This is a genomic window from Serratia sp. K-E0102 (genome assembly GCF_029962625.1).
GTDB classification, from domain to species: Bacteria; Pseudomonadota; Gammaproteobacteria; order Enterobacterales; family Enterobacteriaceae; genus Serratia; species Serratia sarumanii.
The window spans coordinates 4,101,742-4,115,909 of the sequence record NZ_CP124754.1 but is presented as its reverse complement, the minus strand read 5'-3'; the positions used below and the strand labels follow the sequence as shown (position 1 = coordinate 4,115,909).

General features: G+C 59.8%; 14 protein-coding genes. 10 read left to right on the top strand and 4 right to left on the bottom strand.

Annotated elements, in window-relative coordinates:
- Positions 1-242 precede the first annotated feature (242 nt).
- Together aas and lplT are read left to right on the top strand one after the other, a co-directional pair.
- Positions 243-2,399, top strand: coding sequence for a bifunctional acyl-ACP--phospholipid O-acyltransferase/long-chain-fatty-acid--ACP ligase (gene aas, locus SSARUM2_RS19575; RefSeq protein WP_033635771.1), 2,157 nt, complete (start codon positions 243-245; stop codon positions 2,397-2,399).
- Positions 2,396-3,580 (top strand): lysophospholipid transporter LplT, encoded by a 1,185-nt coding sequence (gene lplT / locus SSARUM2_RS19570; protein ID WP_033635770.1) that lies wholly within the window; start codon positions 2,396-2,398, stop codon positions 3,578-3,580. Before aas ends, lplT begins: the two co-directional genes overlap by 4 nt.
- Positions 3,581-3,613: 33 nt before the next feature.
- Here lplT and SSARUM2_RS19565 read toward each other — a convergent pair whose 3' ends face one another.
- The 4 genes from SSARUM2_RS19565 to mutH all read right to left on the bottom strand — a co-directional run bounded on the left by SSARUM2_RS19565 (position 3,614) and on the right by mutH (position 6,745).
- Positions 3,614-4,654 (bottom strand): NADP(H)-dependent aldo-keto reductase, encoded by a 1,041-nt coding sequence (locus tag SSARUM2_RS19565; protein WP_060438385.1) that lies wholly within the window; start codon positions 4,652-4,654, stop codon positions 3,614-3,616.
- A gap of 206 nt (positions 4,655-4,860) precedes the next feature.
- Complete coding sequence (locus SSARUM2_RS19560) at positions 4,861-5,079, bottom strand: YgdI/YgdR family lipoprotein (protein WP_033635766.1); 219 nt, start codon at positions 5,077-5,079, stop codon at positions 4,861-4,863.
- A 159-nt stretch (positions 5,080-5,238) separates the two neighbouring features.
- Positions 5,239-5,955 (bottom strand): TerC family protein, encoded by a 717-nt coding sequence (locus SSARUM2_RS19555; RefSeq protein ID WP_033635765.1) that lies wholly within the window; start codon positions 5,953-5,955, stop codon positions 5,239-5,241.
- 103 nt (positions 5,956-6,058) lie between these two features.
- The gene (gene mutH, locus SSARUM2_RS19550) at positions 6,059-6,745 is read right to left on the bottom strand and encodes a DNA mismatch repair endonuclease MutH (protein ID WP_033635764.1); all 687 of its coding nucleotides are present in this window, start codon (positions 6,743-6,745) and stop codon (positions 6,059-6,061) included.
- Positions 6,746-7,441: 696 nt separating this feature from the next.
- On the opposite strand from mutH, the gene rppH reads away from it, so the two are divergent.
- The 8 genes from rppH (at position 7,442) to SSARUM2_RS19510 (ending at position 14,164) form a co-directional block, all read left to right on the top strand.
- Positions 7,442-7,969, top strand: coding sequence for an RNA pyrophosphohydrolase (rppH, locus tag SSARUM2_RS19545; RefSeq protein ID WP_004931849.1), 528 nt, complete (start codon positions 7,442-7,444; stop codon positions 7,967-7,969).
- 12 nt (positions 7,970-7,981) lie between these two features.
- Positions 7,982-10,228, top strand: a complete 2,247-nt coding sequence (gene ptsP / locus SSARUM2_RS19540; protein WP_033635762.1) for a phosphoenolpyruvate--protein phosphotransferase — start codon at positions 7,982-7,984, stop codon at positions 10,226-10,228.
- 222 nt (positions 10,229-10,450) lie between these two features.
- Complete coding sequence (gene lgt, locus SSARUM2_RS19535; protein WP_033649501.1) at positions 10,451-11,323, top strand: prolipoprotein diacylglyceryl transferase; 873 nt, start codon at positions 10,451-10,453, stop codon at positions 11,321-11,323.
- 7 nt (positions 11,324-11,330) lie between these two features.
- Complete coding sequence (gene thyA, locus SSARUM2_RS19530) at positions 11,331-12,125, top strand: thymidylate synthase (RefSeq protein WP_060427140.1); 795 nt, start codon at positions 11,331-11,333, stop codon at positions 12,123-12,125.
- Between the two features lie 174 nt (positions 12,126-12,299).
- A complete protein-coding gene (locus SSARUM2_RS19525; protein WP_049212619.1) occupies positions 12,300-12,803 on the top strand; it encodes a prepilin peptidase-dependent protein in 504 nt (167 codons plus the stop codon).
- Positions 12,797-13,375 carry a prepilin peptidase-dependent protein gene (locus SSARUM2_RS19520; RefSeq protein ID WP_041036506.1) on the top strand — a complete coding sequence of 193 codons (579 nt, stop codon included), beginning with the start codon at positions 12,797-12,799 and terminating at the stop codon, positions 13,373-13,375. The genes SSARUM2_RS19525 and SSARUM2_RS19520 overlap by 7 nt, the downstream gene beginning before the upstream one ends.
- Positions 13,372-13,818 (top strand): YgdB family protein, encoded by a 447-nt coding sequence (locus SSARUM2_RS19515; RefSeq protein WP_049194757.1) that lies wholly within the window; start codon positions 13,372-13,374, stop codon positions 13,816-13,818. Before SSARUM2_RS19520 ends, SSARUM2_RS19515 begins: the two co-directional genes overlap by 4 nt.
- Entirely contained in the window at positions 13,808-14,164 is a 357-nt protein-coding gene (locus tag SSARUM2_RS19510; RefSeq protein WP_060438383.1) for a prepilin-type N-terminal cleavage/methylation domain-containing protein, read from the top strand. The genes SSARUM2_RS19515 and SSARUM2_RS19510 overlap by 11 nt, the downstream gene beginning before the upstream one ends.
- Positions 14,165-14,168 lie beyond the last annotated feature (4 nt).

Below are 14,168 nucleotides of genomic sequence, written 5' to 3'. Positions count from 1 at the left end.
GAAATTTACAGCTGGTTGCATTTGGAGCAGAACTCTTGCGATTCGCCGGTAGTTTCCTGCACGCCATCTCTCTAGAGTAGGTGATCCCAGAGGTATTGATTGGTGAGAAATCAGCATACTCTGTATGTTGAAGCCATTTTCAATTGCACCAACCTACGCGGATGCGTAGGTTTTTTTTTGCCTGCCATATAGTATTCTTTTCCCTACAACGATTTACGCCTCCATGGCCAAGGGAGAAGGGCATGATCTTTTCACTGCTGCGCGCGCTGTTTCGCCTGCTGTTTCGGGTACGGGTCGAAGGGGACGTTCAGCACTTCGAGCGGCAAAAACTGCTGATTACGCCGAACCACGTCTCTTTCCTCGACGGCGTGCTGCTGGCGCTGTTCCTGCCGATTAAACCGGTGTTTGCGGTTTACGCCAGCATCGGCGAGAGCTGGTTTATGCGCTGGCTGCGGCCCTACATTGATTTCGTCTCGCTCGATCCCACCAAGCCGATGGCCATCAAGCAACTGGTGCGCATGGTCGAGCAGGGGCGGCCGATCGTGGTGTTCCCTGAAGGGCGCATCACCGTGACCGGCGCGCTGATGAAAATCTACGACGGCGCGGCGTTTATCGCTGCTAAATCAGGCGCCACCGTGGTGCCGGTGCGGATCGACGGCCCCGAGTTCAGCCCGTTCGGCCGAATGGCCGGGGTGTTCAAGATCCGCTGGTTCCCGCAAATCAGCATCCGCATCTTGCCACCGACCACGCTGCCGATGCCGGAAGCGCCGCGCGCGCGTGAACGCCGGGCGCTGGCGGGCGATCGGCTGATGCAGATCATGATGCGGGCGCGAATGGATACGCGCGAACCGCAGACGCTGTTCCATGCCTTGCTGGCGGCGCAGCACCGCTACGGGCGCCGCAAGCCCTGTATCGAAGACATCGCTTTCAAAGAAGACAGTTACCAGACGCTGATCAAGAAATCGCTGGGCGTCAGCCGCATTCTGCAGCGCTTTACCGCCGAAGGGGAACACGTCGGGCTGCTGTTGCCGAACGCCACCATCACCGCGGCGGCGATCTTCGGCGCTTCGCTGCGTAACCGCATTCCGGCGATGCTCAACTACACCGCCGGCGCCAACGGCCTGAACAGCGCGATGCTCGCCGCCGGCATCAAGACCATCGTCACCTCGCGCCAGTTTCTGGAGAAGGGCAAGCTGACCCACCTGCCGGAGCAGGTGACGCAGGCCAACTGGGTGTATCTGGAAGATCTGAAAGACACCGTTACGCTGGCGGACAAGCTGTGGATTTTGCGGCACTTGCTGCAGCCGCAGCGCGCGGCGTTGCCGCAACGCCCGGAGGACGCGGCGCTGATCCTGTTCACTTCCGGTTCCGAAGGCCACCCCAAGGGCGTGGTGCATTCGCATGCCAGCCTGCTGGCTAACGTAGAACAAATTCGCACCATCGCCGACTTCACCCCGCGCGACCGTTTCATGTCGTCGCTGCCGCTGTTCCACTCGTTCGGCCTGACGGTGGGGCTGCTTACGCCGCTGATCACCGGCAGCCGCATTTTCCTCTACCCCAGCCCGCTGCACTATCGCGTGGTGCCGGAGCTGGTGTATGACCGCAACTGCACGGTGTTGTTCGGCACGGCGACCTTCCTCAACAACTATGCGCGCTTCGCGCATCCGTATGATTTCGCCCGCCTGCGCTACGTGGTGGCCGGCGCGGAGAAACTGGCGGACAGCACCAAACAAATCTACCAGGACAAATACGGCATCCGCATTCTGGAAGGCTATGGCGTGACCGAATGTGCGCCGGTGGTGTCCATTAACGTGCCGTTGGCGACCAAGGTGGGCACCGTCGGCCGCATCATGCCGCAGATGGAGGCGCGCCTGATTGCGGTGCCGGGCATCGATAACGGCGGGCGCCTGCAGCTGAAGGGGCCGAACATCATGAAAGGCTATCTGCGGGTTGAGCGCCCCGGCGAGCTGGAACCGCCGGCGGCGGAAGATGCGAACGGCGTGCTGCAGCCGGGCTGGTACGACACCGGCGATATCGTCAGCCTGGATGAGCAGGGCTATTGCACCATTCGCGGCCGCGTGAAACGCTTCGCCAAGCTGGCGGGCGAGATGGTGTCGCTGGAGAGCGTCGAATTGCTGGCGCAACGGCTGTCGCCGGAAAAAATGCATGCCGCCACGGCCAAAGGCGACAGTAGCAAAGGCGAGGCGCTGGTGCTGTTCACCACCGATCCCGCCATCACTCGTGAAGCATTGCTGCGGGTGGCGCGTGAGCTGGGCAGCCCGGAGCTGGCGGTGCCGCGCGATATTCGCCTGTTGAAAACGCTGCCGGTGCTCGGCAGCGGCAAACCTGATTTCGTCACCCTGCGTCATATGGCCGAACAGCCGGAGAGTGCCCGATGAATCCTTCGACCGAGTCCCCTTTGCTGTCACGCGGCATGATCGCCGTCATCAGCGCGCAGTTCCTCTCGGCGTTCGGCGACAATGCGTTGCTGTTCGCCACGCTGGCGTTGATCAAGCAGCAGCTGTATCCGGACTGGAGCCAGCCAATCCTGCAGATGGCCTTCGTCGCCACCTACATCATCCTGGCGCCGTTCGTCGGCCAGGTGGCCGACAGCTTTGCCAAAGGGCGGGTGATGATGTTCGCCAACGCCTTAAAATTGGCGGGGGCGTTGGTGATCTGTTTTGGGGGAAACCCGTTCCTCGGCTACAGCCTGGTCGGGGTGGGAGCCGCCGCGTATTCGCCGGCCAAATACGGCATTCTGGGCGAGATCACCAGCGGCGAGAAGCTGGTCAAGGCTAACGGCCTGATGGAGGCCTCGACTATCGCCGCCATTCTGACCGGTTCGGTGGCCGGTGGCATTCTGGCGGACTGGCATGTGGTGGCGGCGCTGGCGGTCTGCGCCTTGGTTTACGCGGGGGCGGTGGTCGCCAACCTGTATATTCCGCGCCTCGCGGCGGCACGCCCGGGGGCTTCCTGGCGCCCGCGGGCCATGACGAACAGCTTCTTTACCGCCTGCGTCACGTTATGGCGCGATGGGCAGACGCGTTTTTCCTTGATCGGCACCAGCCTGTTCTGGGGGGCCGGCGTGACGCTGCGTTTTCTGCTGGTGCTGTGGGTGCCGGTAGCGCTCGGCATCGCCGATAACGCCACGCCGACGCTGCTGAACGCCATGGTAGCCGTCGGTATCGTGGTGGGGGCCGGCGCCGCCGCACGCTTTGTCACGCTGAAGACGGTGAAGCGCTGCATGCCGGCCGGGATCCTGATCGGCGTTGCGGTCGCGGTATTCGCGCTGCAAACCACCATGCTCAATGCCTATGTCTTGTTGGCGATCATCGGCATGCTGGGGGGCTTTTTCGTGGTGCCGCTCAATGCGTTGCTGCAGGAGCGGGGCAAGCATTCGGTCGGCGCCGGCAATGCTATCGCGGTGCAAAACCTGGGTGAAAACGCCGCCATGTTGCTGATGCTGGCGCTGTATTCGCTGGTGGTGAAGCTGGGCGTGCCGGTGGTGGGCGTCGGCGTAGGGTTTGGCGTGGTGTTTGCGCTGGCGATTAGCGCGCTGTGGTGGTCGCAGCGGCGGTGAAACGGGGCGCAGCCAGGCTGCGCCCTTGCTGTATTAAGGCGCCGGAATGGTAAACCGGATATGGATTTCTTCGAGCGCCTGCAGCACGTCTTCATCCAATACCACATCGAGGCTGTCGATGTTGATTTTCAACTGATCCACCGTGGTGGCGCCCAGCAGGGTGCTGGCGACAAACGGCTGTTGACGCACGAAGGCCAACGCCATCTGCGAAGGATCCAGCCCGTGTTTTTTGGCCAGCGCCACGTACTCGGCGATCGCCAGCTGGGTTTGCTGCCCTGAATAACGGTTGAAGCGGGTGAACAGCGTATTGCGCGCACCGGCCGGTTTTGCGCCATTGAGGTATTTACCGCTCAGGGTACCGAACGCCAGGCTGGAATAGGCCAGCAGTTCCACCCCTTCGTGCTGGCTGATCTCGGCCAGGCCAATCTCAAAGCTGCGGTTCAGCAGGCTGTACGGGTTTTGAATCGACACGATGCGCGGCAGCTCGTGTTTCTCCGCCAGCTGCAGGTAGCGCATCACGCCCCAGGGCGTTTCATTGGAAACCCCGATATAGCGGATCTTGCCGGCGCGCACCTGCTCGGTCAGCGCCTCCAGCGTTTCCAGCAGCGTGACCGTGGCTTTGTCGTCGGTGTATTGATAGTTGAGTTTGCCAAAACAGTTGGTGGCGCGCTGCGGCCAGTGCAATTGGTAGAGATCGAGATAATCGGTATTCAGCCGCTTGAGGCTGGCGTCCAGCGCGGCGCGGATGTTTTTGCGATCGAGCGCCTGCTGCGGGCGAATGCTGCTGTCGGTGCCGCGCACCGGGCCCGAGACTTTGCTGGCCAGGACGATTTTTTCGCGATTGCCGCGCGCCTTGAGCCAGCTGCCGATATAGCTTTCGGTCAGGCCCTGGGTTTCCGGACGGGGCGGTACCGGGTACAGTTCGGCGGTGTCTATCAGGTTGACGCCTGCGGCCAATGCATAGTCCAGTTGCGCATGGGCGTCGGCTTCGCTGTTCTGTTCGCCAAAGGTCATGGTGCCCAGTCCCAGCACGCTCACTTCTAAAGAACTGTGGGGAATACGGTGGTATTGCATTAACGGCCTTCCTTTCTTGTTAGCGCTTACGGGCCGCGCGGCCCGGTGAAACAGGAGCCCAATGTCAGAAGACGGCGCAGAGTCCGTCGGGCGGCGATGTCGCCTTTCCTGACTATAACCAAGCGGTGAAGATGGGGGAAGCGGATTCCGTGCGGACGCGAATGGGGGCTACCGCGCTTGAACGGGCGATAGCCGGCGGGCGGTGATTAGCGTTCGATAACCTGAGAAACTTGATCGCCGTTGATCTGGCGCTGGTTGCCTTTCTCGTCTTTATAGCTGATGAGGCCGGTATCTTCATCGATCTCCGGTTTGCCTTGCGTCAGGATCATGTTGCCGTCTTTGGTCGCCATCACGTAGTCGCTGGAACACCCCGCCAGGCCAGCCACCATCACCAGCGCAGACACTGCCATTACCCACTTTTTCATCCTGCGGATCCTCGATTATGCAGAAAATAATGTTCTTTCAAGATTAGCAAACTCTCGGCGAAGCGCGTCTCAGATAAGTCTTTATCTGATAAGAAAAAGTGAAATGAGAGGTCAACGAAGTGATGAAAGCCGCCAATGGCGGCTTTCATATAGATAGCGTTATTCCGGCGCGCGATTTTTTTTGCTGCGCATCAGATTGAGCGCTTCTACCGACATCGAGAAGAACATGGCGAAGTAGATGTAGCCTTTTGGCACGTGCACCTGGAAGCTTTCCAGCATCAGCGTGAAGCCCACCAGGATCAGGAACGCCAGCGCCAGCATTTTCACCGACGGATGGCGGTTGACGAATTCGCCGATCGGTCGGGCAGCGAACATCATCACGCCGACGGCGATCACCACTGCCGCCATCATGATGAACAGATGGTCGGAAAGGCCCACGGCGGTAATCACCGAATCCAGGCTGAAGATAATATCCAACAGCATGATCTGCACGATCGCGCCGAAGAAGCTGTGCACCTTGGTGTGGTGCTCTTCTTCCGACCCTTCGATGGTTTCGTGGATCTCTTTACTGGCTTTCCAGATCAGGAACAGCCCGCCCAGCAGCAGGATCAGATCGCGAGCGGATACGCTGTGCTCCATCACGGTAAACAGCGGATGGGTCAGGCGGATCACCCAGGCGATGGAAGCCAGCAGCGCCAGGCGCATAAGCATGGCGGCGGCCAGCCCGATCCGGCGAGCTTTGTTCTGTTGCGCTTTGGGCAGCTTGGCCACCACCAGCGACAGAAAAATGATGTTATCAATACCCAGTACGATCTCAAGAATGGTTAGCGTGCCTAACGCTAACCAGGCATTGGGATCCATAATCCATTCGAACATTGCTCGACACACCTTATTAATACTTAATAAATGCAAAGCGTGAATTATACGCGTTTATCATGGCGCTGATAGGGGCAGCTAAACCAGAGTTAAACGAAATCGCTTAGATTGAGAAATGTCTTGCCAGCAGCGCGCCGGTAAAACTCTTTTTCAGATAGAAGCCGCGCGGCAGCGTCATGATCGGTTGCCCTTGTTCGCCGATGGCTTCGGTGAGCGCCTTGCTGTTAGCCGCTTTGGGGCGCAGCTGCAGCACTTCGCCGTGGCGTGCGGTGATGCGCTCTACGTGGCCGAGCACGATCAGATCCATCAATTCTTCCCAGTCGCGGCGCAGCATTTCGTCTTCTGCCGCGCTTGGGCTCCACAGCAGCGGCGAACCGACGCGGCGTTCGGCCAGCGGGATCTGGCGTTCGCCTTCTACCGGTATCCACAACACGCGCGCCAGCTTGTAGCGAACGTGGCTGTTGGCCCAGGTGACGCCGCTGTTGCCGGTGAGCGGAGCGACGCAGACAAAAGTGGTTTCCAGCGGTTTGCCGGCGGCATCGACAGGAATGGTTTTCAGCTCGATGCCCAGCTCGGGAAAGTCCTGCTCCGGTTTGCTGCCGGCCATGGCGCCGAGATACAGCTCCAGCAGCATGCCTACCCAACCTTTATCGCGTTTCAGATCCTTGGGGATCGGCAGCTGCGCGCGAGCGGCCAGTTCGCCAAAGCTGGCGCCGGCCAGCGCCTGAGCGCGCTCGAACAGCTGCCGTTCATTTTCCGGCGGGGGCGGCAAAGGGGATAAAAACGCCATAAATCAAGCCTGTCTAATTTGGTTGAAAAACGTACTGCAATTATGCACGGTGAGCGATAACCGCCATCGCTTGGGGAAAAGAATAATAGTAGCATGATTTTACATGACTTTTTTCCTTTCTTGGCGTGGTGGACAATGCACTGGCGGGGCTTGTTCACCTGAAGCCACCGACAATAAACAGGATCTTACACCTATTTATCCACAGATTTTTGGGATAACCCAAATTTTTGCCGATCACTGGTTCAATTTACAGCCTTGACTCGGGCGGTTTTTTACGAATTTGTCCGTTTTGTGCGTAACTTGCCCGGATAATCTGTGGATAAAAACGACGTTGGTGGATCTTTCGCCAGGGTAAGATCCTTACCGTGCACAGATCACATTTTTGCCCTGTATATAACGATGCGTTAATGTGTAATTATATGTTTTTAAAATAAATATTTATTTTTAGTGTTGAGGGGGGATTTTGGGGGGGGAGAGTTTTACCGGCTTATTCCTCGAGTTCTGCACACACCTATCCACAGAAAAAGTGAATAAAACCGGTCTGAAAGGCTAGGGTATGTTTATAACTTTGCCTATATCTGTGAGTTATCCCAATGTTATTCGGCCCGCAGCGCCGTAAAGCAGTGGTTTACCGCCTGTAGCTTGTGTGAAACAATCAGGACATCTATGCGAATTTAAGCTTATCGAGGTAGTCCGGTGATCGATGATGATGGCTACCGCCCGAATGTTGGTATCGTAATCTGTAATCGTCAGGGGCAGGTCTTATGGGCCCGCCGTTACGGTCAGCACTCCTGGCAGTTTCCCCAAGGTGGGATTAACCCTGGCGAAACTGCGGAGCAGGCGATGTACCGTGAGCTGTTCGAAGAAGTGGGGCTGAGTAAAAAGGATGTGCGCATCCTGGCTTCGACCCGCAACTGGTTGCGCTATAAATTGCCGAAACGTTTGGTGCGTTGGGACACAAAGCCGGTTTGTATCGGCCAAAAGCAAAAATGGTTTTTGTTGCAGCTACTGTGCAATGACGCTGATATCAATATGCAGCGCAGCAGCACGCCGGAGTTCGACGGTTGGCGCTGGGTGAGCTTCTGGTATCCGGTACGCCAGGTGGTGTCGTTCAAACGCGACGTCTACCGCCGGGTGATGAAAGAATTCGCCGTGACCGTGATGCCGATGCAAGAGCAGGCGGCGCCGCGGCAGGCTCCTGCTTATCGCCGAAAGAGAGGTTAAGTTAAGCCGACTATGCTCACGCGCTTGCGAGAAATTGTAGAGAAGGTGGCTGCGGCGGCCAGTCTGACGGATGCGCTGGATCTGCTGGTCAATGAAACCTGTCTGGCGATGGACACCGAAGTGTGTTCCATCTATCTGGCGGACAACGATCGCCGCTGCTACTACCTGATGGCCACGCGCGGGCTGAAAAAGCCGCGCGGGCGCACTATCGCATTGGCGTTTGACGAGGGCGTCGTCGGGTTGGTCGGCCGCAGAGCCGAGCCTATCAACCTGGCCGATGCCCAAAGCCACCCCAGTTTCAAATACGTCCCGCAGGTGAAAGAGGATCGTTTCCGATCCTTCCTCGGGGTGCCGATCATTCATCGGCGCCAGCTGCTGGGTGTGCTGGTGGTGCAGCAGCGCGAGCTGCGCCAGTTCGACGAAAGCGAAGAGTCTTTCATGGTCACCCTGGCCACGCAGATGGCCGGGATCCTGTCACAGTCGCAGCTCAACGCCATTTTCGGCCAGTATCGCCAAACGCGCGTGCGCGCGCTGGCGGCCTCGCCCGGCGTGGCGGTGGCGGAAGGGTGGCAGGACAGCAGCCAGCCTTCGCTCGATCAGGTTTACCGCGCTTCGACGCTGGACACCGCCAGCGAGCGCGAGCGCCTGACGCTGGCGCTGGAAGAGGCCGGCGCGGAGTTTCGCCGCTTCAGCAAGCGTTTTGCCGCCAGTTCGCAAAAGGAGAGCGCGGCGATCTTCGATCTTTACTCTCACCTGCTAAACGACGCCCGCCTCAAGCGCGAACTGTTCGCCGAAATCGACAACGGTTCGGTGGCGGAGTGGGCGGTGAAACAGGTGATAGAGGCCTTTGCCGAGCAGTTCGCCAAACTGCAGGACACCTACATGCGCGAGCGCGGCAGCGATCTGCGCGCGCTGGGCCAGCGTCTGCTGTTCCACCTCGACGACACCACTCAGGGCGCTACCCAGTGGCCGGCGCGTTTTGTGCTGGTGGCGGATGAGCTGACCGCGACATTGCTGGCCGAAGTGCCGCAGGATCGCCTGGTCGGCGTGGTGGTGCGCGACGGTGCCGCCAACTCGCATGCGGCGATTCTGGTGCGGGCGATGGGGGTGCCGACGGTGATGGGCGCCGACATCCAGCCTTCTCTGCTCAGCCAACGGCTGCTGATCGTCGACGGTTATCGCGGTGAACTGCTGGTCGATCCTGAACCGGTGCTGGTGCAGGAATATCAACGGCTGATCAGCGAAGAGCTGGAACTGAGCAAGCTGGCGGAAGACGACGTCGAGCAGCCGGCGCAGTTGAAAAGCGGCGAGCGCATTCAGGTGATGCTGAATGCCGGCCTCAGCCCGGAACATGAACAGCTGTTGGGCGGCCGGGTAGATGGCGTGGGGTTATACCGCACCGAAATCCCGTTCATGTTGCAAAGCGGCTTCCCCTCCGAAGAGGAACAGGTCGCGCAGTACCAGGGCATGCTGCAGCTTTACCCGAGCAAGCCGGTTACGCTGCGCACCCTGGACATCGGCGCCGATAAGCAGCTGCCCTATATGCCGATCAGCGAAGAGAACCCCTGCCTGGGCTGGCGCGGCATCCGTATCACCCTGGATCAGCCGGAGATCTTTTTGATTCAGGTGCGCGCGATGCTGCGCGCCAACGCCGGCACCGGCAATCTGGGCATTTTGTTGCCGATGATCACCAGCCTGGAAGAGGTCGATGAGGCCAAACGCCTGATTGACCGCGCCGGGCGCGAGGTGGAAGAGGTGCTTGGCTATGCGATCCCGAAACCGAAAATCGGCGTGATGCTGGAAGTGCCGTCGATGATTTTCCTGATCCCGCATCTGGCCGGGCGCGTTGATTTCATCTCGGTCGGCACCAACGATTTGACCCAGTACCTGTTGGCGGTGGATCGCAACAATACCCGAGTCGCCTCGCTGTATGACAGTTTGCACCCCGCGATGCTGCAGGTGCTGAAACTGATCGCCGAGCAGGGGAAAGCGGCCGGGCTGCAGCTTAGCCTGTGCGGTGAACTGGCCGGCGATCCCATGGGCGCGCTGTTGCTGGTGGGCATGGGCTATCGCAACCTGAGCATGAACGGCCGCAGCGTGGCGCGCATCAAATACCTGCTGCGACATATCGACCTTGCCGACGCCGAAATGTTGGCGCAGCGGGTGTTGAACACCCAGATGACCACCGAAGTGCGCCATTTGGTGGCGGCGTTTATGGAGCGGCGCGGCATGGGCGGGTTGATCCGCGGGGGCCGGTAGCCGCCGCGCGTTGTGATTTTTTTACAGAACTTTTCTCGGCCTGCCGGACCGGACCGCGCTAAGCCTATGTTATGATGCGCAACCTCAGTGCGGCGCAGGCTCGTCGCCTTGCACACCGCAGCGGCCAATGCTGCTGCTTGCAAGACGCGGGACAATCTCCGCCGCCGCTTGGCACCTGCCGCCCCCGCATGGGGAAAAATAACAGACATGTTGTGGTGATAGATGAGCAATAGCTATCTGGCGTTTCCTAAATTTGATCCGGTCATTTTCTCCATTGGCCCGGTTTCTCTGCATTGGTATGGCCTGATGTACCTGGTCGGCTTCGTTTTTGCCATGTGGCTGGCGGTGCGCCGCGCCAACAAGCCGGGCAGCGGCTGGACCAAAGACGAAGTTGAAAACCTGCTCTACGCCGGTTTCCTGGGCGTATTCGTCGGCGGCCGCGTAGGCTATGTGCTGTTCTATAACCTGCCGCTGTTCCTGGATAACCCGCTCTATCTGTTCAAGGTCTGGGATGGCGGCATGTCGTTCCACGGCGGCTTGATGGGGGTGATTCTGGTGATGTTCTGGTTCGCTCGCCGCACCAAACGCACCTTCTTCCAGGTTTCCGATTTTATCGCGCCATTGATCCCATTCGGCCTGGGCGCCGGCCGCCTCGGCAACTTCATCAACGGTGAACTGTGGGGCCGCGTGACCACCGATACCCCTTGGGCGATGCTGTTCCCAAGTTCGCGCAGCGAAGACGTGGCCCTCGCCGCTGCCGATCCTTCCTTGCTGCCGTTATTGAATCAGTACGGCGTACTGCCGCGCCACCCGTCGCAGCTGTATGAACTGCTGCTGGAAGGCGTGGTGCTGTTTATCATTCTGAACCTGTTTATTCGCAAGCCGCGGCCGATGGGCGCCGTCTCGGGCCTGTTCCTGATCGGTTATGGCGCATTCCGCATCATCGTTGAAGCATTCCGCCAGCCGGATGCCCAGCTCGGCCTGTTCGACGGCGTGATCAGCATGGGGCAGATCCTGTCCATCCCGATGGTGGTGGCCGGTATTATTATGATGATTTGGGCGTACCGTCGTCGCCCGCAGCAACAAATGTCGTGAGGGACAAATGAAACAGTATCTGGATTTGATGAACAAGGTGCTCGCCGAGGGCACCCCTAAAGCCGACCGTACCGGCACTGGCACGCTGTCGATTTTCGGCCATCAGATGCGTTTCAACTTGCAGGAAGGTTTCCCGTTGGTGACCACCAAGAAATGTCATCTTCGTTCGATCATTCATGAGCTGTTGTGGTTCCTGAACGGCGATACCAACATCGCCTACCTGCGTGACAACAAGGTCACCATTTGGGACGAGTGGGCCGATGAAAACGGCGATCTCGGCCCGGTGTACGGCAAACAGTGGCGCGCCTGGGGCGCGGCGGACGGCCGTCAGATCGATCAGCTGAGCAACGTGCTCCAACAGCTGAAGCAGGATCCGGATTCGCGCCGCATCATCGTTTCCGCCTGGAACGTCGGCGAGCTGGATCAGATGGCGTTGGCGCCGTGCCACGCGTTCTTCCAGTTCTACGTCGCGGACGGCAAGCTCTCTTGCCAGCTGTACCAGCGTTCCTGCGACGTGTTCCTCGGCCTGCCGTTCAACATCGCCAGCTACGCGCTGCTGGTGCATATGATGGCGCAGCAGTGCGATCTGGAAGTGGGCGATTTCGTCTGGACCGGCGGCGATACCCACCTGTACAGCAACCACATGGAACAGACTCGGCTGCAGCTAACGCGTGAACCGCGTCCGTTGCCGAAACTGGTGATCAAACGCAAGCCGGCTTCGCTGTTCGATTACCGTTTCGAAGACTTCGAGATCGAAGGTTACGATCCGCACCCGGCCATCAAGGCGCCGGTCGCGATCTAACCTTAACCGCATCACACCAGGGGGGCAGAGATTGCCCCCCTTTTTTTATCCGCATTGCGCACCGCGCCGCATTTTTTTGTCGTCCTCTGCCGTCGTAAATAAAACATTGCGCAGCTTGCCGCAGCGATTACGCATGCGGCTTTACCGCATTGTGGCGATCCTTACACTGGCGGCATGAAAGACAATACTCTCTCGAACATCGATGATCGCCAGCGTGGCATGACGCTGATTGAGCTGTTGGCGGCGATATTGATCGCCGGCATGCTCACCGGCTGGGGCGTCGGGCAATGGCGTTATCATCAGCAAGCGCTGCGGCTGGAACACACGGCTCAGCAGCTGCTGGCGTTTTTGCTGCGATTGCAGGCGGACGCCAACTGGCGTAACCGCGCGACGCTGCTGTGGTTCAAGAACGGCACGCCCTGGTGTCTGGGCGGTGGCGTGCCGCCGACGGATTGCGCTTCCGCCGAAGGCGCCGTTTTCTCGCCGTTTTATCGTGACGTCGCTTTGAGCGGCTACACCGGCAAAGAGATTGGGTTTTACGGTTTGCGCAATACTGCGCAGGCGGGGCACATCCTTCTCAGCAACGACGCAGGCAGCCTGCGGCTGGTGCTGTCCGCCCGTGGGCGGCTGCGTTTGTGCAGCGAAGGGCAGCGGGTCAGAGGCATTGCGCTATGTTGACTTTAGAACGCGGTTTTACCTTGCCGGAGGTGATGTTGGCGTTGGTCTTCGGCAGCGTGATCGCGCTCGGCGCGGCGAAAACCTATCCGTTGTTGCGCCAGCAAAGCGTGGTCGTCAGCCAGCACTTTCGGCTGGAGTCAACGCTGCGGCAACTGGCGTTCGGCATTGAGAAAGATCTGCGCCGCGCCGGTTTTTGCGCCGGGCAGTGCGCCGGCCGTCCGTTGCTGATCGGTCAGGCATCGGGAGAAGCGGCGGGCAGTTGCGTTATCGTTGCCTACGACATCGCTCGCAGCGGGCAATGGCTCGCTTCGGGCGAGGATGCGGGCTATTTCGGTTACCGGCTGCGCAATGGCGGCTTGGAAGGGCAGCGCGGCGTGAGCCAATGCGATGGCGGTGGCTGGGAGCGTTTGCTCGATTATGACGAAGTGCGCATTGAGCGGTTTCATGTGGCGATCGAGCGGGGCGATCATGGCGCGACCTTGGCTCGCCTGACGCTGGCGGGGCGCTCCGCCAGCGATACGCGTATCCGGCGCAGCCTGAGTGCGAGCGTCGAAATGGCGGCGCTGCCATGAATTGGCGAACCCAGCGGGGCGGTAGCACTCTGGCGGCGGTGATGTTGCTGTTGGCGCTGGGGCTGATGTTGCTTAACGCTCAGCATCGGCAGTTGGATAACGCGCTGTTACTGGCCGCCGATCAGCAGCGTTACCTTCAGGCTTATAATCAGGCCGCTTCGGCGCTGAGTTGGGGCATGGGCCAGCGCTGGCCACGCGCCGAGCTGAGTGCGGCGGCCTGGTTATGCAGGCAGCGCGCGGAACTGACGGCCTGCGCCCGGCTGTCTGCCAGAGCGGGCGTTGTGACGATACGCGGCCTTGGTGAGATGCGCGGCGGTGAACCGCTTTGGCTGTATCAGTGGGGCACCTTTAACGGCGCAGAGACCGCTGGCAAGGTGCAAGCTCAGCCGGGCGGTCGGCTGGATTTTTGCCCAGAGAAAAGGCTGACCGACTGTGACGGCTAACGCTCGGGCAGGGCGGCTATCCCGCAACGGCTTCAGCCTGCCGGAAGTGTTGGTGGCGGCCTTGCTGTTCTCGGTGTCGCTGCTTGGCTTGTTACAGTATCATCAGGTGCTGTTGCAGTCGTTTCAGCGCCAGTGGCACTACCGGCAAGCCTGGGCGCTGGCGCATCAGCAGTTAGAAGCGTTCGCCGTCACCGGGCGGCTCGAGGCCGAATCGCCGCCGGAAGGTTGGCGACGCGAGACGGCGCTTGACGATGCGGAGAGTGATTGCCGCCGATTGACGATTAGAGTCCAAACGCCGCAGCGGCAGTGGGCGACGCTGAGTCGCTGGTATTGCACCCGCTTTTAAGCCG